Source organism: Chitinophaga sp. W2I13, assembly GCF_050434005.1.
GTDB lineage: Bacteria > Bacteroidota > Bacteroidia > Chitinophagales > Chitinophagaceae > Chitinophaga.
In genome coordinates, this window is sequence record NZ_JBNPWD010000001.1 from 7,084,835 (window position 1) to 7,106,284 (window position 21,450).

23 protein-coding genes and 1 pseudogene are annotated in these 21,450 nt (G+C 44.2%); 5 read left to right on the top strand and 19 right to left on the bottom strand.

What is annotated here, in order from left to right; translation table 11 throughout:
* Positions 1-333: 333 nt before the first annotated feature.
* The 3 genes from QFZ48_RS28975 to QFZ48_RS28985 all read right to left on the bottom strand — a co-directional run bounded on the left by QFZ48_RS28975 (position 334) and on the right by QFZ48_RS28985 (position 2,686).
* On the bottom strand, positions 334-1,341 hold the full coding sequence (locus QFZ48_RS28975; RefSeq protein ID WP_429047376.1) for a FecR family protein: 1,008 nt from the start codon (positions 1,339-1,341) through the stop codon (positions 334-336).
* Positions 1,342-1,458: 117 nt separating this feature from the next.
* Positions 1,459-2,052, bottom strand: coding sequence for an RNA polymerase sigma factor (locus QFZ48_RS28980; protein WP_370910108.1), 594 nt, complete (start codon positions 2,050-2,052; stop codon positions 1,459-1,461).
* A gap of 298 nt (positions 2,053-2,350) precedes the next feature.
* Positions 2,351-2,686 carry a winged helix-turn-helix transcriptional regulator gene (locus QFZ48_RS28985; protein ID WP_429064943.1) on the bottom strand — a complete coding sequence of 112 codons (336 nt, stop codon included), beginning with the start codon at positions 2,684-2,686 and terminating at the stop codon, positions 2,351-2,353.
* 88 nt (positions 2,687-2,774) lie between these two features.
* Between QFZ48_RS28985 and QFZ48_RS28990 the strand changes: the two genes are divergently transcribed.
* Positions 2,775-3,842 (top strand): NADH:flavin oxidoreductase, encoded by a 1,068-nt coding sequence (locus QFZ48_RS28990; RefSeq protein WP_429064945.1) that lies wholly within the window; start codon positions 2,775-2,777, stop codon positions 3,840-3,842.
* A gap of 96 nt (positions 3,843-3,938) precedes the next feature.
* Here QFZ48_RS28990 and QFZ48_RS28995 read toward each other — a convergent pair whose 3' ends face one another.
* Positions 3,939-4,310, bottom strand: a complete 372-nt coding sequence (locus tag QFZ48_RS28995; RefSeq protein ID WP_429064946.1) for a hypothetical protein — start codon at positions 4,308-4,310, stop codon at positions 3,939-3,941.
* Positions 4,311-4,471: 161 nt separating this feature from the next.
* On the opposite strand from QFZ48_RS28995, the gene QFZ48_RS29000 reads away from it, so the two are divergent.
* Together QFZ48_RS29000 and QFZ48_RS29005 are read left to right on the top strand one after the other, a co-directional pair.
* A protein-coding gene (locus tag QFZ48_RS29000; protein ID WP_394349268.1) for an IS3 family transposase occupies positions 4,472-5,571 on the top strand; the annotation gives its coding sequence in 2 pieces (ribosomal slippage) (positions 4,472-4,727 and positions 4,727-5,571; 1,101 coding nt in all).
* A 200-nt stretch (positions 5,572-5,771) separates the two neighbouring features.
* On the top strand, positions 5,772-6,197 hold the full coding sequence (locus tag QFZ48_RS29005; protein WP_429064948.1) for a helix-turn-helix domain-containing protein: 426 nt from the start codon (positions 5,772-5,774) through the stop codon (positions 6,195-6,197).
* A 55-nt stretch (positions 6,198-6,252) separates the two neighbouring features.
* Here the strand turns inward: QFZ48_RS29005 and QFZ48_RS29010 are convergent, their stop codons facing one another.
* From QFZ48_RS29010 to QFZ48_RS29050, 9 genes and pseudogenes are all read right to left on the bottom strand, one after another.
* Positions 6,253-6,528: a hypothetical protein gene (locus QFZ48_RS29010; protein WP_429064950.1), complete on the bottom strand. Its 276-nt coding sequence runs from the start codon at positions 6,526-6,528 to the stop codon at positions 6,253-6,255.
* The gene (locus QFZ48_RS29015) at positions 6,528-7,550 is read right to left on the bottom strand and encodes an RHS repeat-associated core domain-containing protein (RefSeq protein WP_429064952.1); all 1,023 of its coding nucleotides are present in this window, start codon (positions 7,548-7,550) and stop codon (positions 6,528-6,530) included. The genes QFZ48_RS29010 and QFZ48_RS29015 overlap by 1 nt, the downstream gene beginning before the upstream one ends.
* A 771-nt stretch (positions 7,551-8,321) precedes the next feature.
* The gene (locus QFZ48_RS29020; protein WP_429064954.1) at positions 8,322-9,185 is read right to left on the bottom strand and encodes a tyrosine-type recombinase/integrase; all 864 of its coding nucleotides are present in this window, start codon (positions 9,183-9,185) and stop codon (positions 8,322-8,324) included.
* Positions 9,182-10,036, bottom strand: coding sequence for a tyrosine-type recombinase/integrase (locus QFZ48_RS29025; protein WP_429064956.1), 855 nt, complete (start codon positions 10,034-10,036; stop codon positions 9,182-9,184). Before QFZ48_RS29025 ends, QFZ48_RS29020 begins: the two co-directional genes overlap by 4 nt.
* Before the next feature lie 210 nt (positions 10,037-10,246).
* Entirely contained in the window at positions 10,247-10,714 is a 468-nt protein-coding gene (locus tag QFZ48_RS29030) for a hypothetical protein (protein ID WP_429064957.1), read from the bottom strand.
* Between the two features lie 11 nt (positions 10,715-10,725).
* On the bottom strand, positions 10,726-11,934 hold the full coding sequence (locus tag QFZ48_RS29035; protein ID WP_429064958.1) for a hypothetical protein: 1,209 nt from the start codon (positions 11,932-11,934) through the stop codon (positions 10,726-10,728).
* Between the two features lie 60 nt (positions 11,935-11,994).
* Positions 11,995-12,162: pseudogene (locus tag QFZ48_RS29040) on the bottom strand (toprim domain-containing protein); the annotation flags it as partial.
* A complete protein-coding gene (locus QFZ48_RS29045; protein ID WP_429064960.1) occupies positions 12,156-12,923 on the bottom strand; it encodes a CHC2 zinc finger domain-containing protein in 768 nt (255 codons plus the stop codon). The pseudogene QFZ48_RS29040 and the gene QFZ48_RS29045, both read right to left, overlap by 7 nt.
* A complete protein-coding gene (locus QFZ48_RS29050) occupies positions 12,920-13,180 on the bottom strand; it encodes a SymE family type I addiction module toxin (RefSeq protein ID WP_429064961.1) in 261 nt (86 codons plus the stop codon). The genes QFZ48_RS29045 and QFZ48_RS29050 overlap by 4 nt, the downstream gene beginning before the upstream one ends.
* Positions 13,181-13,332: 152 nt before the next feature.
* On the opposite strand from QFZ48_RS29050, the gene QFZ48_RS29055 reads away from it, so the two are divergent.
* On the top strand, positions 13,333-13,680 hold the full coding sequence (locus tag QFZ48_RS29055; protein WP_336388750.1) for a helix-turn-helix domain-containing protein: 348 nt from the start codon (positions 13,333-13,335) through the stop codon (positions 13,678-13,680).
* Between the two features lie 261 nt (positions 13,681-13,941).
* On the opposite strand, the gene QFZ48_RS29060 is transcribed toward QFZ48_RS29055, so the two are convergent.
* The 6 genes from QFZ48_RS29060 to QFZ48_RS29085 all read right to left on the bottom strand — a co-directional run bounded on the left by QFZ48_RS29060 (position 13,942) and on the right by QFZ48_RS29085 (position 20,919).
* A complete protein-coding gene (locus QFZ48_RS29060; RefSeq protein ID WP_429065577.1) occupies positions 13,942-14,976 on the bottom strand; it encodes an RHS repeat-associated core domain-containing protein in 1,035 nt (344 codons plus the stop codon).
* Between the two features lie 1,133 nt (positions 14,977-16,109).
* Positions 16,110-16,973: a tyrosine-type recombinase/integrase gene (locus QFZ48_RS29065; protein ID WP_429064962.1), complete on the bottom strand. Its 864-nt coding sequence runs from the start codon at positions 16,971-16,973 to the stop codon at positions 16,110-16,112.
* The gene (locus tag QFZ48_RS29070; RefSeq protein WP_429064964.1) at positions 16,970-17,824 is read right to left on the bottom strand and encodes a tyrosine-type recombinase/integrase; all 855 of its coding nucleotides are present in this window, start codon (positions 17,822-17,824) and stop codon (positions 16,970-16,972) included. The genes QFZ48_RS29065 and QFZ48_RS29070 overlap by 4 nt, the downstream gene beginning before the upstream one ends.
* Positions 17,825-17,991: 167 nt before the next feature.
* Positions 17,992-19,062 carry a hypothetical protein gene (locus tag QFZ48_RS29075; protein WP_429064966.1) on the bottom strand — a complete coding sequence of 357 codons (1,071 nt, stop codon included), beginning with the start codon at positions 19,060-19,062 and terminating at the stop codon, positions 17,992-17,994.
* 1 nt (position 19,063) lies between these two features.
* Entirely contained in the window at positions 19,064-20,662 is a 1,599-nt protein-coding gene (locus QFZ48_RS29080) for a CHC2 zinc finger domain-containing protein (RefSeq protein WP_429064967.1), read from the bottom strand.
* Entirely contained in the window at positions 20,659-20,919 is a 261-nt protein-coding gene (locus QFZ48_RS29085; protein ID WP_429064961.1) for a SymE family type I addiction module toxin, read from the bottom strand. Before QFZ48_RS29085 ends, QFZ48_RS29080 begins: the two co-directional genes overlap by 4 nt.
* Positions 20,920-21,071: 152 nt before the next feature.
* Here QFZ48_RS29085 and QFZ48_RS29090 point away from each other — a divergent pair, with 152 nt between their 5' ends.
* Entirely contained in the window at positions 21,072-21,419 is a 348-nt protein-coding gene (locus tag QFZ48_RS29090; protein ID WP_336388750.1) for a helix-turn-helix domain-containing protein, read from the top strand.
* Positions 21,420-21,450: the final 31 nt, after the last annotated feature.

Here is a 21,450-nt window from a genome sequence, read left to right on the forward strand (position 1 = left end):
AGGGCCTTCTGCGTAAGCAGGGTGTTTTTCAATCAACTATATCATGGCAATATATTAGCCGGGCGGTAAGGGTATTACTTGTATCATGTACAGTTTAGTTTGGTTGAAAATAATTCTACGGTTTATTCACGGTAAGTATTGGCAACAGGTGGCCCTGTGATCAGTTTTCGTGATCACTAGTTAACTAACCAGCATGAAGTTCTTTCAGGCTAAAAGGCCACCAGGATAGTATACCAGACTGAAATTTCTATTCTCTTAAATTTTGGTTCAGCTTTGTTGATAGCAGTTTCTCATTTGAAATATAGTTTGGTTAACGATATAGCGGTCGTTATTTTACTTACAATTTCCACCAACGATGATATATCCTTTATTGATATTATCTTTTTTGACTCTGGCATCTAATGAAAAAGCAATTAACGCAAGTGCTTTATCTAAATCGTCCACTGTATTAAATGATCCGTAAAACCTGCACTGTGCCGATCTTTGGTCGGTTATTACCGGCACATTGTAATATCGCTGCAGGTCTGTTGCCACTTTTGACAACGGATCTCCTTTGTAAATAAATTTGCCACTCGTTTTCTGGGCAAAGAATTTGGCATCTTCTGTTCCGTCCTGTAACAACAGGTCTTGCGAGGCCGGGTTGTATACCGCGGTTTTGTTGGCTGTTAGTACCAGTTGGCCGTTTTTATGCGGTTTGCCTTCACGGGTATTCACCTGCACCATTCCTGATACCACTACTACCCTGGCGGTATTGCCTTCGTGTACTTCCATGTTAAAGGAGGTACCTAATACGGTAGTATTGATCAGCGAAGAGGAGATGATAAAAGGGTGCTTTGCATCGTGGTTGATTTCGAAGAAAGCTTCTCCTTTTAATATTACTTCACGATTCTTTTTATCAAACACTTCCGGGTAGGTAATGCTGGAGCCTTTCTCCAGGTGTACCACTGAACCGTCGGGCAGTTTCACGGTTTGCCGTTCTGATGTGGTGGCAAACACCCTTTGCTTTACCCGGTCGTGCAGTAACATGTACCAGGCGGCCCCTGCCAGCAGCAGTAAGGCGGCAGCCGCTGCTACTTTATATTTAACTAACCGGAAGATTCCTTTGAAAGAACTATCTGCAACGCCTATACGCTTATGAAGGTTATTCAACATCCTGTCCGACAGGCGTTTATCTAATATATGCTTTGCCGTTAGGAGGTCGGCCTCAAAATATTCGGCGGCTACTGTTTCCAGTTCTGAAAAATCATTGGTATCCAGGTATTCTACCATCCACTCCTGCTCTGTGGCAGTCCATTGATCTTTACTTAACAGCTGTTTGAGATATTCCTTTCTGTTGGGCACTAGCGTGATGGTTTAATCTAAATACGCGCAGTTAATAAAAATGGGTGGGTCGTTTTTGAACTTTTTTTGAAAAAACAAAACATTAATTAAAAGATAATATGAAATAGGTTCATCTGCTTATGAATCAGGATAGCTCAGGAACAGCATCAGGAGCACAATGTATTTCTGATCGCCGTTGCGCTGCATATAGTCGTTTAGCTTGATCATGGCGGCAGACAGGTGTTCTTTTACTGTATTACGGGAGATGTTCAGTTCATTGGCTACTTCTTCATAGGTTTTACCTTCCAGTTTACAGCGGGTTACGATGGTTCTTTTTTTAGGAGATAGTTTTGAAATCGCCTGTTCCAGTAAATGATATTGTTCCTCATCGATATTTTTACGCTCAATGGCTACCGCATCATCCGTATCGGTTTGGAAGATATTTTTGTGGAAAGCCTGTTCACGCAGCTTTTTCCTTACAAAAGACACACACATATTAAAGCTGATCACAAACAGCCAGCCGCTCACAGACTGGTCTGGCTCGATATCCTGCCGTTTTTCCCACAGCCGTGCGAAAACATCCTGGAGAATATCTTCAGTAACCACATCATCTTTCACAAACTTGAAAATATTCCGGTATACAGCCCCGTGATACTTCCAATACAAACTATCAAAGGCGCTTACTTCGTGGTTTTGTAACCGCACTACTAATTCAGCATCTGGTATATTCATATCTCTTCTTTTATATAAATCATATCGTGGAATATAATTTATATGGCTAGAAAAAAGCCAGGTCTCCCAAAGGCAATGGCCATCTATTTTGCTGCATAAATTAGTAACAAATATTATTATTTTATAAATAAATTCGCATTAGCTATAATTATAAATTATTACACACCGGCAGAGAGCAGTGAAAACATTGGCTGGCAGGGATTTTCGGGATATATGGGAAAGATGGGAACAAGAATTTCTGGCACAGACAGCTTCTGCCAAACATTAAAACAGGGTAATAATTACTAATATGTCGGCTTTATACAGGCGTTACTTCGTAGTTATTCCATTCCCACTGCAGCAGGGATACAATAATCGGCACAAGTCCCTCGCCTTTTGATGTAAGGCTGTACTCTACATGTACCTGGGTATCCGTATATGTTTCACGGAGAATGATCTCCTCCGCTTCCAGTTCCTTTAAACATTGCGCAAATACCTTTGCAGATACATCGCCTATAATAGCATGCAGTTGCCCGAAGCGCATTTTACGGTTACGTAATGCGTAAATAATAATAGGTTTCCACCGTGATCCGATGATTGATTTTGACCGTTTGATCGGGCAATCGCTGTATTTCGTTAATATCTTATCTTTCATTTGTACTTACCTTAAGGTAACTGGTATTGCTCCAAAGCCGCTGTAAAATTAAGCATTTGGTTGTTGCTTTGCGTAAAAGAAATATTCAATGAATTACGCATCATTTTTTACACCGTTTCAATACAAAGGTCTTCACCTGAAAAACCGTTTTGTGATGGCGCCCATGACACGCGCGGCGTCGCCGGATGGCATACCTACCCAGGCAGTAGCCGATTATTACGCACGCCGCGCCGCCGGAGAAGTAGGGTTGATCCTCACCGAAGGCACCGTCATCGAGCGGCCAGCCTCGAAGAATGAAAAAGACATTCCCAATTTTTATGGAACCGCCGCACTGTCAGCATGGAAAAATGTAGTGGACCACGTTCATGCACAACAGGGCGTTATTGCCCCACAACTATGGCATACCGGCGACGCTCCCGGCATGAGCGGATGGACGCCGGCTGCACCAATAGAAAACCCTTCCACCATGTCGGTCAGCGATATTGAAGCCACTATCGCCGCATTTGCCAATGCCGCCAAATCGGCCAAAGAAGCCGGGTTCGACGCCATAGAACTCCATGGCGCACATGGCTACCTCATCGACGAATTCTTCTGGGACAAAACCAATTCACGCACCGACGACTACGGCGGCAAAACCATCAAAGAAAGAAGCCGCTTTGCAACCGCCATCGTAAAAGCCATAAGAGCTGCAGCAGGCCCCGACCTGGTGATCATCCTCCGTGTATCACAATGGAAAGCCACCGATTATAACGCAAAGCTGGCGCACAATCCAAAAGAAATGGAAGACTGGATCATTCCACTCGCAGATGCAGGTGTAGACATTTTTCATGCCTCGCAAAGAAGATACTGGGAACCCCAGTTTGAAGGGTCCGATCTGAACCTCGCCGGCTGGATTAAAAAAGTGAGCGGTCAGCCTACCATTACTGTCGGCTCTGTTGGCCTCTCCGGCGATGTAATGGGCGCCTTCTCCGGTGAGAACTCAGACGTGGTTACGGATATGCGCGAACTGGAACGTCGCTTCGAACGGGGCGATTTTGACCTCGTGGCGGTTGGCCGGTCGATTTTGCACGATCCTAACTGGGTGAAGAAGGTGAGGGAGCAGCAGTTTGATCAGTTGAAGCCATTTGATGCAGCGAGTATGAGGACGTTGTATTGAGGGAGGGCTTGCTTGCTAAATCTAATAAATGATAAAACCCAGTCAACATACTGACTGGGTTTTATCATTTTAATTCTGTTATTTTAAAACCTGTACTTATTTCAGGAATACATAAAGATCTGATTCATACCAATCATTAATTATTGGGAGTATGCTGCGCAGAGTTTCCATACTACTGCCAGACAGAGAAAATTTGCAGATCGTCTTATGCCCTCTAGGTATCATATCAAATGGCATAATATATCCCTGGCTTACCTTTTCAAGAACAATTTTCTCAGAAGATATATCATCTCCATTCATGCCCTCAATAAGATTAAATTCATATCCAGTAGGAATATCAAATTCTGAAAAACTACAGAACAAAGCAATATCATTATCTTTTATATCTAATACCGACTTAAAAAGATTAAGCACTTTATTAGAGGCTATTCCGACAACCTTCACTTTTATCTTTTCTATACTATTCATGAAGTTATACGGCTTTTATAAAATTTATCGTTGCAACGCTTTAATGAGTAATGCAAGATTATGCACCAACTAACCTGAAGTGACCTCCTCCCAATAAATCGGGCCATTGAAAAGTAGAGAAATCGGGCAATAATTCATAATTTAAACATGAAAAATTGCTCATGAAAAAAACAAAATTTACCGAAAGCCAGATTGTGTTTGCGCTTAAGCAGGCGGACAGTGGTGTAAAGGTCCAAGAAGTATGCCGGCAAATGGGTGTCAGCGAAGCTACTTTTTACAACTGGAAGAAAAAGTATGGAGGACTTGGAATGAGTGAGCTAAGGCAACTGAAGCAACTTCAGGACGAAAATGCGAAGCTGAAGCAGATTGTCGCAGATTTAAGCCTGGACAAACAGATGTTGCAGGATGTGCTAAAAAAAAATCTTTGAAAACCCGTCAACTACGGCAGTTGGTAACCCATTTAACTGCCGACTACCAGGTATCCCTTCGAAGAGCCTGCCGCGTAGTTTGCATGCCCTGGTCCAATTGGCATTACCGTTCGCGCCGCCGAGAAGATCGGCACCTTCGCCAACGAATGCGCGAGATTTCAGAGGCGAGGGTCAGATATGGGATGTGGCGGATTTACATACTGTTACGCAGAGAGGGGTTTAAGGACAATCATAAAAGGATTCATAGGATCTACAAAGAAGAAGGGCTTAACCTACGCAGCAAAAGACCACGAAGGAATAAATCAGCGGCACACCGTCTGGAAAGACCCAATATCACTAATTTACACCAATGTTGGAGCATGGATTTCGTAGCCGATGCTCTCTTCGACGGACGTAAATTCAGGTCGTTAACTATAGTCGATAATTTTAGTCGCTACTGCCATGCGATCCGGGTCGGGAAATCCATCAAGGGGATAGATGTAGTGGAGGCTCTGGAAACTCTTAAGCGGGAGAATGGCACCGTCCCAAAACGGATACAAGTCGATAATGGAAGTGAATTTATCTCGAAGGATTTTGATCGATGGGCATATGAAAACAAGGTTGTGCTGGACTATTCTAGACCAGGTAAACCTACAGACAACCCATTCATAGAATCCTTCAACGGTTCATTCAGGGATGAGTGCTTAAACGTAAACTGGTTCTTATCCTTGGATGATGCCTATGAGAAAATTAGCAACTGGGTACAAGAGTATAATACCTTTAGACCACATAGCTCATTAAACGAGCTAACACCTGCTCAGTTTGTAGCCAATTGCAAACAGAACGAATATTGAGATGGTAGAAATAAAAATAAATCCTGATGATAAAAAGACGTCTTTTGCGGCAGTAGAATATAAACCAACGGCATCAGAAAAGACATCTTTTTCCCATCAGTTTTGTATCTTTAGATAGCCCGGCTTTCTCTATCTCACACTGACCCGACAAATGGGGGGACCTCAAATTAATTTATAACTCTAATTCTTGCGGCCGAAATATGGGGGAGCCGACATTTGATTACGATATTTATGTTTCCTACATTTGCCAAAACATCATCTTAACCGTTGTTTTTACTACACATATGAAGCAGGTTACTTTTGGCAAAAGGCTTACTGAAGTGAGAAAGGACAAAAAAATGTCCCAAGAGGAGATTGCTAAAAAAGTAGGCGTACATGGCGCCGTAATTGGCAGATATGAACGTGATGAGGTAAAACCCTCTATCGAGATGGCAGCCCAGATTGCAACAGCACTCAATGTTTCTCTTGATTACCTGGTAGGCAATACCGATCTTTTACTTGACCAAACCATCCTGGATAGGATTATGGATATACAAAAACTAAATGACCAGGATAAAGCTGATGCCTTTAAACTACTGGATATGTTTATACGTGATGCTAAAGCTAGGCATACTTATCATAAATAAATGAACCCCAACCTAACGGTTGGGGTTCATTTATTAAAAAAATTTCTACTTAATCCTATTTTAAATGCTCAAATTTAATATCTGGCAACTTTATGTTTTTCAATTCATCGATAGTTACAGGATGTAAGTAGTCAGGAACCTCCATTCTTGAAAGATGGATTCCTCTAAACGTTACTGAACACCACAAAAAACCATACCCTAGTTTAGTTGTACCTTGTTCTTTAACTACTACAAACAATGATTCAATAACACCATCTTTAGCAAATGGGGAGGGTACATTTTTCTCGCCTCTTAAAGCCCGAAAAATAATTGATTCCCAAATCTTATCCATTACTTCTTATTTGTTTTATAATAGTTCCAAAAAGTTCCCTCTATATTATAGGCAGCATTCTCAAAATTTGTTATCATTTCACTCGATGGATTTGTTCCCCATATACGATATTGCATAACATGAGTTCTTTCATGGCCTAATGTTTCTACAAGTGTGCGATAATTAGTAAAGGCTCTGGGAAACAAGGTGATTCTATCTTTCTGAGCACTAGCAAGATAAGGGAAGCCACTAGCCATTTTTGAGGCATCTCTATCAATCTTAATTTTAACTCCTTTAAGCCCTACTCCCGCCTCCTGTGCAACTTTTCTTACCTCTTTTAAGCGCATCGGCACCTCTAAACCAGAATAAACTCCAGTATTACCCTTTTTAAACAGCGTTAAGCCTTCACCTACAGCATCTCCCCCTAAAGACAGTCCACTACTTCTTGACGCCCCTACTTTCCCTAAAATAATGCTACCTGCAATGTCTTCATAGTTATGAACATTTGTTACCTCTTTGCGTACAAAATCAGCCTTGTCATCATCACTTGTTTCGCTTAACCATTGCAGCCCCCTAAAAACAGCAGAGATGATACCTTGTTTCATGCTGCTAATTGTTCCCTTAGGATCGGCTGCAAAATTTGCATCAAGTTGTACAGCATCAACACCTTGATTCCATGCACTTCTGAGAGAGTTTGACCCAAATACACCTAATGGGTCTTGATACCAACGTCGATTTTCATAACTCAATTTGTTAACCTTAGCCCCTCTAAAATCATATTTTTCTAAACCATCAAGATCTATCGCTGTAATGGGAGTATTGCTTGCAAATTGATAAGGCGTTAACTCTGGATACTGCGCAGTTATAGGGTCAACACTCAAGAACTTTGCTATTCGCGGATCATAGATTCGTAATCCATAATCCTGCTGATTCCCCTCTCCCTTCACTTCATTATCATTCTCCTTCCCGTTAAACCCATATCTATATACTCCCCCCAGCGCCCACTTCCTAACCCTCCACCTGCTACCAGATCGCTTGCTCAAAGAACTCCCATAAATATATAGCTTTTTATTTCATCTGTTTTTTTCAGTTGAAAGAAAAAAATACAGGTGGGTAAAATGCAGGCGCCGTCCTGGCAGATAGATGATGTGTTACTGATGCTGATAGTATGTTATATCGCTGATCAGGGAACTAACGTCCAGCCCATGTTCTAACGCTGATCACATCATCTGTCTACCAGGGCGGAAGCAAGATAGCAGACAGCTGATCAGGGTACTGAAGCTGATGTTCGCGCGCTTTATTCTCCCGCCCGCTGGGCAATGTTATAACGCTGATGGTTATCCTATCGCCCTAACATACGGTCTACCGCCCCGCACCGCCATTCCCCCCTGGCCGCTGCGGCGGTAGCCAGAGCGCAGGCCCCGAAGCGCAGCGGAGGGGCCCAGCGAGGGCGAGCCGCAGCAGGCCGCGCCTTCGACCTTTATCTGGCCGGGAGCGCCAGCGGACGGCAAAATCAAAAATGCAAGGCCAGGGGGGACGGCGGGGGGCGGACAAAATGGACAGCGAAGGGATGGCGGGCATAAAGGCAACCAATATTAAAAACACCTCCTTAGCCAGACCGGGAGCTGGCCGAACGAAGGGCGAAGGGAGCGCAAAAAGCGTGACAGGACGAAGCGCAGCCCCTGAAGCGCAGCGGAAGGGGCAAGCGGAGTACTGGCGCGCCTTTTTGCCGACCTAGCCCGTAGTGAGACCTTTTAACCCAACAGGTCTTTATGGTCAGTAGAAGCAATACTGCATACCTGTAGCAACCGGGATTACCGCATCGGATGATACTGTTCTATCGCCGCTTTCAACACCTCTACCCCGCTCTGCTTATAGCGCTCCGTGCTGGATGGATATTTATGCCCCGCGAACTGCTGCACCACACTAATATCGTGGCCCTGAGCCAGCAGGTTAGCTATCACGCTACCACGTATAGCCTGCGCCGTTACACGCCGATCAGCATATACGTTTTTATAACTACGCAGTACATGCTTCACTATATCATCCGCTCTCATGGGCGTACCTCTGTGGCCGATCAGCAACGCATCACTATCAGCGCCCTTTAACAGCTTTGGCCGCACCTGTTCCAACCAGGTATATAACAACAGGATCTGACCGGGCTTTAGTGATAATGTACGACTGTTAGTTATGTGGGTAGATTTTATGTAGATGCCTCCCGCCTCCAGATTAATATCTGTAACAGATAATAAGGCCATTTCCTGCGGCTTTAACCCCTGATAGATCAATAGCCCCATTAGCACCCGGTTACGGTAATATAACGCCTGATAATGCTCTTTGCGGTCCAATAGCTTTTCTAGTTCTTCCCCGGTAAACAGATCCTGCAACTGTACATCACGGCTCCGCTGATCTCTTAACAGGATAGAACGCGCAGGGTGATCATCACGGCTGCCGGTGCAACATAAATAATCATAGTACACCTTTATACTGCATAGGATACGGTTTAACGTAGCGGCATTATTATAACGCTCACGTAAAACAACCAGGTAACCTATCAGCTCTGCATAAGTAGCCATCGGCGCAGCTGTGTAATTGCTTAAAAAGATGGATATTTCACGGTGATAACTTTCCGCCGTAGCGGGCGTGTAGTGCTTTTCAAGATATTCATATAATGTCATAAGCCTTGTAATTGATGTGATCCGGGCCGGGCATAGATCTGCGTGGATTCAAGACATTTATGCCCTAAAAAGTCACGTACATATTCAATGCTCATACCACTTTGTAAAAGATGGGTGGCTATACTATGCCGCAGATGATGTGGGCCGATATCCTTACGCATACCTGCTTTGCGCAGTAAAGATTTAAGCAGGAGAACATAACTATTACCTCGCATAGCCCTCCCCTTGCTGTTAAGCATAAACGCAGTACCAGTGTACCTGGCCCTACCCCGCTCCTGTAATATATATTGCTCCAGACTGACAGCAATCCTGACCGTTAAAGGGATCACCCGACGCCTGTCACCCTTACCTGACCTTACATACAGTAACCGCGGCATGAAGTGAACATCCGATAACTGTAATCGTACTGCCTCACTGCGTCTTAGCCCACAACTATAAAACAGGTGAAGCATAGCATGTTCCCTGCAGGTGACAGCTGCAGTAAACAGGGCTTGTATTTCTGCCACCGTTAAGGGCTTCCGGTGATTACACACGGGCCGTTTAAACTTCAATACACTAACAGGATTATGGGTAATGGCTCCGGTTTCAAGCTGCCAGCTAAAAAATACCTTTAACGCATACACGTAATGACTGATCATCATTTCGCTCAAAGCCCCCTCACCACGCTTTAACGGCCGTTCATGCAGCCATTCATAAAACTTACTTATATCCACTGGCTGGATCTCTCCGATACTGCTATACTGCCCATACGCCAAAAAATCACGGATACACGCAGGCAGCATACTTTGCGTACCACTGCTGTACCCTAGTACGGACAGATAGCTTTTAAAACTATCTACGATCTGGTACATAACTAATGATGTTATTTTGTGATAAAATAAAGAGAGGGGTTAACGGTACGGCGATTTCGGTATAGGTATGACGTTTTTTAAAAAGGGGCCTTGAGTACTTTTTTGGAACGCGGAACGCCAGGGCTATTTTTCAGTATGGGTAAGGATTACAGCGTTCCACTGGCGTTCCGTGGCGTTCCATTTTTAGTTATTAGCGTTCCGGATAAAAACTTATTTCAACACTGGCAAGGGTTCCAGCGTTCCATAATGAGCAGACGCCCTGATAGACTGTATTTGAGAAGCAAGATAATTACGGATTCTTTCACGCAGCAACTGGTAATTATCACAATAACTGAGTTTGTATGTAAAACCTCTGTTGATATGACCTCCGCATATCTGTATATATTCCAACCGGGTTAGATCACTTGCATAGCGGAACACCTGTGTTTTACTGAACTTCAACGATTGCCTGATTTCACGTAGGCCAAACGACGCATTTTGATATTTATCACCATGTTGCTGCTGCAGCCACCCTTTCAGCTGCTCATAGAACTGCCGCAGGCTCCCATCAAGTTCATCCACCTTCAACACAATACTATCGAACATAACATCAACTGCCGTTTCAAGATCGGTTATTTCTGTGATTAAACGGCCTTTACTATCTTTTTTTCTTTGGTACTGATGTACCAGGGTGATCATTTTTACAAAGTTTAAAAAAGATCGTTTAAGCGCCTGATTTTATGCGCATCAGGCGGCAGTTGTAACTTACTGGCGTAAGGGTTGATGACCTGATACACCTCTAAGGAACGGATAAGGTTTTGTATAAAACGTTTTGTATCCTGTTCCTTCTTATTATCGATCTGCCCGGAGGCCTTATCATTCTGATAACCAATAATACGGCTGGTCTGATTCCCGCTTTCATCTACTGCCAGCAGGAACACACGGCTCATATTGTCCTCATAGATTTCTCCCCGCGTAGTACAGGCAAGGGAAGCAATAGGCCCTTTTACTGTTTTCTGGCCGCTGGTGATCTGTCCGTTATCCAGCTTGATGCTGGTAGCACTGTTCAGCTCTCCGTTGCTCTGTAGTTCCCTAAACGCAAACTCCGCTTCTTCACTCAGCCCGTCTATATCTTCAAGGCATAGCAACCGGTTGACAAAATAATGCTCCGGGTAATTATACAGCACCTTATCACTAACACGGGTGAGCTTCGTTACTTTCTCCTGCGGGATACAATCCGAGATTTGTTTTAGTAACCGGGTCTTTCCGCTGCCGCTGCTGCCTTGTATCAGCGCGTGCAGGGTTTCAGGCATCTTATAGCTGATGGCGATAAGCAGTAAAAATAAACGGTTCGTTTCTTCCCCTACTATACCTGTCTGCCCCAACTGATCATTCAGTCTGTCCATCAGGTCCGGGGCTTTTAAAAAATCTTCTGCGATAGTGCGTTCCTGTAACGTAAGCGGATACACGCCTGTAACAGCTCCATTATCACCTCCCGGTTTAATATCCTTTTCCCGGTACTCGTCCAGTAGATCCGTTAACCGGTATAAATCCGCTTCCAGTAAGGACTTATCCAGCAACAGTTTTTCACTCACCTCCCTGCTCACTTTCTCCACCTGCTTATCTTCGTAAAGATCCAGTTTGTTTCGGCTTTTCTGGCTGTTATCCTTTCGTTCTACTACCAGCGTCACTTTCATACTATCCAGCTGCTTACTAATACCACCCTGCACATAATAAAAAGCATAATCCGTGCTGTAGCAAAGTTTATAAGGATTCGTTATATCCAGACCACCAGGTAATAGCTCCTTTTCAGTAGCCTCCATAGCGGGTTCCGGTGTTATTTTTTCAGATGAAAGAAAAAATTCCTTTCGCTCACTAAGCAAGTGAACAAAAATATCCGGTTCATGGGATAAAGCCATACTGTTTATATCCTCACCAGCAGGAAGGGCTAACGTAGTAATAACAAGTTGTGGCTGCTGCTCCCGCAGCCGTGCCGCATATTTAGCAATAGCTTTATTTCCTGCCTCGTCACCGTCAAAGGCAAAAATGATTTCCTGTAAGGCTGGTAAAGATTTAACGGCCGTCCAGTGTTCCTGTGTAAACCCATTGGTGCCGTAGCAGGATAATACGCTGTAATCCTTTATAATAGCGGACTGCTGTAGTAATGTGGCGCATCTATGATAGCTTCCGTAAGGATTAAACGCTGCGTGTCCGGTTTAGGATAACCCGGATAAAGACCCCGACGGTCTTTTAAATAAAAGTGTTTCTGTTCATCATCGTTAATAGTACTGCGGAAGTAAAGGCCACTCACCTGGTTACTGCTGTCACGCAACGCAAACACAATACAATACTTGGCAAAAGGTTTATATGCCTGCCCACCTTCACGGGTATTGGTTCCCCACGGCGATAACAACCCCACTTCCACACAAGGCCCGATAAGGCTGGCATCTTTACGATTACCATGATGGAACTGCGCCGTATTATAACCTATCTCTAAAACAGTAGCATCCAGTCCGCGGCTGCGTATATACTCCTGCGCTGGTTTGCTGTGATGTACGGCATTCCTAAAATAGATAAACATATTGCCCAGTATAGATATACCGGGCGGTGAGGGAACGTAAGTTTGATATACGGGGCCACCGATTAATTGTTTGCATTTCTGGATAGCCTCATGTTTGCTGCAGCTTTCCTTATGCATCACAAAATCGATCACGTCTAATGCCTTGCCATGTGTTTTACAGTTAGAACTAAAACAATAACAGGTATGCGTTTTATAGTACACCTGCAGGCTAGGCGTTTTATCATCATGGAACGGGCAGTGTAACCGCAGATGCTTATCTGGTTTTAAGCCATAATGCTGCAATACAGCCGATAACGTAAGCTGCTGCTTAATCTCCGCTATATTCATTGCGCCAGCTTTTTCAGCGTCTGCTTCATTTCCTGCAACGCGGATTTATATTCATGCGCTGCCTGCTCCGTACCTTCAAGTGGTTCTATGATAAGCAGCCTGTCACGGGTGGTAATCTTTACCATATCTCCCACTTTAAAACCCAACTCTTCCAACCACACGCCGCTGATATTGAGCCACGGTACTACTGTATGACTGCCTGATTGATCCCGGTGTTTGGGTTGCAGTTTGATTTGTCTGTTATTGCTTGTCAACATAGAAAAATATTTTTTTGTACCTAATCCGATACAAACATACTTAATCATATTTATTTGACAAACTTTTTCAGATTTTTCTGTAGTCTTTAAGTACTATATATTTGTACAAACACCGTATTATACGGTCATTTAGTACCTAATCCAGTTTAAAAATGGCTACTTTCGGTAAAAGAGTAAGAGAGTGCAGGGAGGCTAAAAGCCTTTCCCAGCAAGAGTTGGCAAAGCAGATGAAGACTTCTTATACTGTCGTCGGTAAGTATGAACGTGATGAGATGCTACCTTCCATTGAAGTCGCTAAAACTTTAGCCCGACTCCTGGACACGACTGTAGGTTACTTACTGGGCGAAGCTGCCAACAGTAATACATTTAAAGATCCTGCTATGTTGCAGCGCCTTAATGAGATCAGCTCATTGCCTGAAGAAGATAAACACTGTATTTTATATACCATTGATAGCCTGTTACAAAACGCCAGGACGAAGAAGGCATTTGCCCATAAATGATAAAACCCGGTCGACGACCGGGTTTTATCATTTATGGGATTATAGCATATCAAGATTTAGTAATCTTAAGCCTTGATATTACACTATATTTACCACAGTTATCACATACTAAATATCGATCAACCGCATCTAGACCAGAAATTGGCTCATCCTTCACTAGCAATCGTCCCTTCCCACACGCTGGGCAAATTACAATAGCTGTTGGATCTTTGGCTAAGATCTCTCCTGCTTCAATCCATTTTTTTATTCTGATTTCCATAATTATTTCTTCTTAACATAAGGTAACAACTTATCGGCAGTTTTCTGAGCAAAATCCGTATAACCTCTACCTTCGCCAACACCTAAACTTTTACTCGTTTGGTTATACAACCTGCTAGTTTCCCATATTACTGTATGCTCAACACCTCCTGAAGCAGTATTAAATGCTTTAGGCCCTAACATAAATCCTTCATTTTCTAATGTCATTGCTTCTGAGTAAGTCCATTCCGGATTGTATAAAACTTTCGTACCTTTAATATTAACCTCTACTTCTACCCCCTTTTCAAATGCCTTCCTTATAACATTAAACTCCTTTGCATTAACAATTTGCCGTGATTGAGCTACAATCTTCCTCTCTATATCTGATAATTTTCCTCCTCCACCTAAACCACCTGCTGGTAATGCCGCATTTTCTGGCCCCATTGCTGGGCCAAACTGTGTTGCAGTTATTGCAAGCCTATCAGAAAAAGACCTAGATCCATTCTTACTACGCGAAAAATCATCTAAAGAATTATAGGTTGTTCCTATATCAAAATCTCTCCACTCCTGCGACTGATTTGGATCTAATCCTCCATGTCGATCTATTGGTTCCCTGTAAACATCATGTACGGTAAATAATTGACGTTGATTCACACGGGTTTCATAAACAGGAACTGGTGCATCATTGTATGTACTGTGAGAACTTCTATAACTTGCAACAACCTTATCAATAACATCTGTCTTGCCTAGGTAATGAAGAGATGTATTACCATCTTTACCTTTTATATAGGTAAAATGATATTCCTCAGCACCATCCAGATCGATAGCTTGTATCGGCGTATTTCCTGCGAACTGATAGGGCGTATAATGTGGATACTGTTTAGTTAGAGGATCTGTAGAAAGGAACTTTCCTATCCTCGGATCATAGATACGCATTCCGTAGTCTATCTGATTCCCTTCCCCCTTCACCTCATTATCATTCTCCTTCCCATTAAACCCATACCTATAAACTCCTCCCAATGCCCACTTCCTAACCCTCCAGCTGCTACCTAACGGCATGCTCAAAGAACTCCTATAAATATATAGCTTTTTCTTTCATCTGTTTTTTCATTTGAAAGAAAAAAATACAGGCGGGTAAAATGCAGGCGCCGTCCTGGTAAGATGATGTGTTACTACTGCTGATGTTATATTCTAACGATAGCCATAGAACTACCGTCCAGCCTATGTTCTGCTGCTGACCACATCATCTTACCAGGACGGAAGCAAGATAGTACTACAGCTGATCAGGGTACTGACGCTGGTGTTCGCGCAGTCTTATTCTTCGCCCGCTGGGTAATGGTATAACGCTGATGGCTATATGCTGTCGCCCTAACATACGGTCTGCCGCCCCACACCGCCATTCCCCCCTGGCCGCTGGGGCGAGAGTGCGAGCCGGGCCCCGGAGCGCAGCGGAGGGGCCTGGCGATGCACGGAGCACCAGCAGGCCGCGCCTTCGACCTATATCTCGCCGGGAGCGCCAGCGGACGGCAAAATCAAAAATGGAAGGCCAGGGGGGACGGCGGGGGGCGGACAAAATGGACAGCGAAGGGATGGCGGGCATAAAGGCAACCAATATTAAAACACCTCCTTAGCCATACCGGGAGCTGGCCGAACGGAGGGCGAAGGGAGCGCAAAAAGCGTGACAGGACGAAGCGCAGCCCCTGTAGCGCAGCGGAAGGGGCAAGCGTAGGACTGGCGCGCCTTTTTGCCGACCTAGCCCGCAGTGAGACCGCTTAACCCAACAGGGCTTTATGGTGAGTAGCAGGGATATGTTATTCCGAAGCAATGTCACTAGCCTTTAACACGCTTTATACCTGCCTTTGACGTGGACTTGATCACCTTCTGATCCGTAGTCAGATGCTCATTAAAAAGAGAATAGGGTTTATTGGCGGAGAGAGAGGGATTCGAACCCTTGATGGGCTTTCCAGCGGTTCAAAATAACTCCCGTTAGGGATACCTGTTAGGAGTTGAACTCCTATTCATTTCACTCCTTTTAATACATGTGCCCCCCCTGGGGCTCGAACCCAGGACAAACAGAGTCAGAGTCTGTCGTACTACCGTGCGAAGGAGGAGATTCGAACCCCCAAGACCTTTCAGGCACTCTCAGAGGTTCCGAGCGGATCGAACCAGCTAACAATAATAAAACATTTTCTTCATTTCATTGGGTGATATTGTTCTATCGCAGTTTTTAATGCTTCCACCTGGCTTTGTCTGTACCGTTCAGTGCTGGACGGATACTTATGCCCTGCAAACTGCTGCACAACACTAATATCATGACCCTGAACCAGCAGATTAGCTATCACACTACCACGTATAGCCTGCGCCGTTACTACCCGTTCAGGATACATATTCCGGTAACTCCTGATTACATGCTTTACTATATCATCCGCACTCATGGGCTTTCCTCTATGGCCGATCAGCAGCGCATCACTTGTGGCGCCCTTTAACAACTGCGGGCGCACCTGCTGCAACCAGGTATATAGTAACAGGATCTGACCGGGCTTTAACGATAAGGTACGGCTATTAGTGGTAGGAGTAGATTTTATGTAGATGCTGCCCGCTTCCAGATTAATATCTGTAATCGATAATAAGGCCATTTCCTGCGGCTTTAATCCCTGATAGACCAGCAACCCCATTAACACCCGGTTTCGGTAATATAACGCCTGATAACGCTCTTTACGGCCCAATAATCTTTCCAGTTCTTCCCCGGTAAACAGATCCTGCAACTGCACGTCACGGCTGCGCTGATCACGTAACAGGATAGAGCGCGCCGGATGATCACTGCGGCTGCCGATACTACATAAATAATCATAGTACACCTTAATACTGCATAGGATGCGGTTTAAGGTAGCGGCGTTATTATAACGCTCACGTAAAACACCCAGGTAACTGATCAGCTCTGCATAGCCAGCCACCTGCGCAGCTGTGTAATTGCTTAAAAAAATAGTGATTTCCCGATGATAACTTTCCGCCGTAGCAGGCGTATAATGCTTTTCAAGATATTCATATAATGTCATAAGACTTGTAATTGATGTGATCCCGTCCGGGCATAGATCTGCGTGGATTCAAGGCATTTATGCCCTAAAAAGTCACGTACATATTCCATGCTCATACCACTTTGTAAAAGATGGGTAGCTATACTATGCCGCAGATAATGAGGGCTGATATCCTTACGCATACCTGCTTTGCGCAGTAAAGATTTAAGCAAGGCGACATAACTATTACCTCGCATAGCCTTACCCTTGCTGTTAAGCATAAATGCAGTACCGGTGTACCGGGCTTTGCCACGCTCCTGTAATACATACTGTTCCAGACTAACCGCAACCCTGTCCGTTAAGGGGATCACCCGCCGTCTGTCACCCTTGCCCGATCTTACATACAGTAACCGCTGCCGGAAGTGAACATCGGATAACTGTAACCGTACCGCCTCACTACGCCTTAGCCCGCAACTATAAAACAGGTGAAGCATAGCATGCTCCCTGCAGGTGGCTGCTGCTGCAAACAAGGTTTGTATTTTTGCCACTGTTAAGGGTTCCCGGTGGCCACGCCCTGGCCGTTTAAACTTCAATACACTAACAGGATTACGGATAATAGCTCCGGTTTCAAGTTGCCAGCTAAAAAATACCTTCAAGGCATACATGTAATGACTGATCATCATTTCGCTTAATGCCCCTTCACCACGCTTTAACGGCCGCATATACAACCATTCATAAAACATACTAATATCCACTGGCTGGATCTCTCCTATACTACTATACTGTCCGTACTCCAAAAAATCACGGATACACGCAGGCAACATACTTTGCGTAGTGCTACTGTATCCCAGTACGGACAGATAGCTTTTAAAACTATCTACGATCTGGTACATAACTAATGATGTTATTTTGTGATAAAATAAAAGGATGGGTTAACGGTATGGCGATTCTGGTATAAGTATGACGTTTTTCTAAAGTAGGGCTTGAGCACTTTTTTGTCACGCGTTACGCCAGCGCATATTTTGGCTATGGCAGAGGATTCTGGCGTTTCGCTGGTGTTTCACTGGTGTAACATAGAGGGGGCTGGCGTAACATTTTTAAGCAGATCGATTTGCACTTGCAGGTGCTGCTTCACCCTTGCCCGTAAGGCTTCGTAATTATCCCAATAGATTACCTGATAGGTAAATCCACGATTAGCATGACCGCCCTGCTGACGAACATATTCCAGACGGCTAAGATCATTAAAACAACGGAACACCTGCATTTTACTACAGCGCATTCCCTGACGAACTTCCCGCAGACTAAAGACAGCCGTTTTATAGTTTTCGCCGTATTCCTTGCGCAGCCAACACTTCAGCTGTTCAAAAAACTGTCGCAGGCTCCCATCCAGTTCATCAACTTTCAGCACAATACTATCGAACATAATATCAACTGCCGCTTCAAGATCGGATATTTCTGTGATTAAACGCCTCTTACTATCTTTTTTTCGCTGGTACTGATGTACCAGTGTAACCATTTTTACAAAGTTTAAAAACAGATCATTTAAACGACGGATCTTATGCGCATCTTGTGGTAACTGTAGCTTACTGGCATAGGGGTTAATCACCTGGCATGGCTGTAAACACCGCACAAGATTTTGTATAACCTGTTTTGTTTCCTGCTCTTTCTTACCGTCGATCTCCCCCGATGCCTTACTGTTCTGGTAGTTAATAATGCGGCTGGTCTGATCTGTACTTTCATCAACAGCCAGCAGGAACACACGGCTCATATTATCCTCATAAATTTCTCCCCGCGTGGTACACGCAAGGGAGGCAATAGGCCCTTTTACTGTTTTCTGGCCGCTGGTAATCTGTCCGTTATCCAGCTTGATACTGGTGGCGCTGTTCAGCTCTCCATTGCTCTGTAGCTCCCTAAACGCAAATTCTGCTTCTTCACTCAACCCGTCTATATCTTCCAGGCATAGCAACCGGTTTACAAAATAATGCTCCGGGTAATTATATAATACCTTATCACTGACGCGGGTTAGTTTGGTGACTTTTTCCTGCGGGATGCAATCAGATATTTGTTTTAGTAACCGGGTCTTTCCGCTGCCACTACTGCCCTGTATCAGTGCGTGCAGGGTTTCGGGCATCTTATAACTGATGGCAATAAGTAGTAAAAATAAACGGTTCGTTTCCCTCTCCTACTATACCCGCCTGACCTAACAGGTCATTTAATCTGGTTAGCAGATCCGGTTCCTTTAAAAAGCTCTCTGCTGCTGTACGTTCCTGTAACGTAAGCGGGTACACACCTGTAACAGACCCATTATCACCACCAGGTTTAATAAGATCCTTTTCCCGGTACTCGTCCAGCAGATCCACCAACCGGTATAAATCCGCTTCCAGTAAGGATTTATCCAGCAACAGCTTTTCGCTGACCTCCCTGCTCAGTTTATCCAGCTGTTTATCTTCGTACAGATCCAGCTTGTTACGGCTTTTCTGGCTGTTATCCTTCCGTTCTATTACCAGCGTCACTTTCATACTATCCAGCTGCTTACCGATACCGCCCTGCACATAATAAGATACACGCTCCGTACTATAGCAGAGTTTATAAGGATTCGTAGTATCCAGACCACCAGGTGATGGCCTCTTTTCAGCAGCCACCGCAGCGGGTTCCGGTGTTATTTTTTCAGATGAAAGAAAAAAATCGGTTCGTTCACTAAGCAGGTGAACAAAAATATCCGGTTCATGGGATAAAGCCATGCTGTTTATATCCTCGCCAGCAGGAAGATTCAATCTAGTAATAACAATATGCGGCAGCTGCTCCCGCAGCTGCGCCGCGTATTTAGCTCCCGCTTTATTTCCTGCCTCGTCACCATCAAAAGCAAAAATGATTTCCTGTAAGCCTGATAAAGATTTTACTGCCGTCCAGTGTTCATTTGTAAAACCATTGGTACCGTAGCAGGATAGTACACTGTAATCCTTTGTTATAGCGGATTGCTGTAGTAAGGTGGCTGCATCTATAATAGCTTCCGTAAGGATTAAACGCTGCGTTTCCGGTTTAGGATAACCGGGATAAAGACCCCGACGGTCTTTTAAATAAAAGTGTTTCTGATCATCATCGTTAATGGTACTGCGGAAGTAAAGGCCACTCACCTGGTTACTGCTGTCTCGCAACGCGAACACAATACAATACTTGGCAAAAGGCTTATACGCCTGCCCACCTTCACGGGTATTGGTTCCCCACGGCGATAACAACCCCACTTCCACACAAGGCCCGATAAGGCTGGCATCTTTACGATTACCATGATGGAACTGCGCCGTATTATAACCTATCTCTAAAACAGTAGCATCCAGTCCGCGGCTGCGTATATACTCCTGCGCTGGTTTGCTGTGATGTACGGCATTCCTAAAATAGATAAACATATTGCCCAGTATAGATATACCGGGCGGTGAGGGAACGTAAGTTTGATATACGGGGCCACCGATTAATTGTTTGCATTTCTGGATAGCCTCATGTTTGCTGCAGCTTTCCTTATGCATCACAAAATCGATCACGTCTAATGCCTTGCCATGTGTTTTACAGTTAGAACTAAAACAATAACAGGTATGCGTTTTATAGTACACCTGCAGGCTAGGCGTTTTATCATCATGGAACGGGCAGTGTAACCGCAGATGCTTATCTGGTTTTAAGCCATAATGCTGCAATACAGCCGATAACGTAAGCTGCTGCTTAATCTCCGCTATATTCATTGCGCCAGCTTTTTCAGCGTCTGCTTCATTTCCTGCAACGCGGATTTATATTCATGCGCTGCCTGCTCCGTACCTTCAAGTGGTTCTATGATAAGCAGCCTGTCACGGGTGGTAATCTTTACCATATCTCCCACTTTAAAACCCAACTCTTCCAACCACACGCCGCTGATATTGAGCCACGGTACTACTGTATGACTGCCTGATTGATCCCGGTGTTTGGGTTGCAGTTTGATTTGTCTGTTATTGCTTGTCAACATAGAAAAATATTTTTTTGTACCTAATCCGATACAAACATACTTAATCATATTTATTTGACAAACTTTTTCAGATTTTTCTGTAGTCTTTAAGTACTATATATTTGTACAAACACCGTATTATACGGTCATTTAGTACCTAATCCAGTTTAAAAATGGCTACTTTCGGTAAAAGAGTAAGAGAGTGCAGGGAAGCTAAAAGCCTTTCCCAGCAAGAGTTGGCAAAGCAAATGAAGACTTCTTATACTGTCGTGGGTAAGTATGAACGTGATGAGATGTTGCCTTCCATTGAAGTGGCTAAAACCTTAGCCCGGCTCCTGGACACGACTGTGGGTTATTTACTCGGCGAAGCTGCGAACAGCAATACGTTTAAAGATCCTGCCATGTTGCAGCGCCTTAATGAGATCAGCTCATTGCCTGAAGAAGATAAACACTGTATTTTATATACTATTGACAGCTTGCTACAAAACGCCAGGACAAAGAAGGCATTTGCACATAAATAGTAAAACCCGGTCGCTGACCGGGTTTTACTAT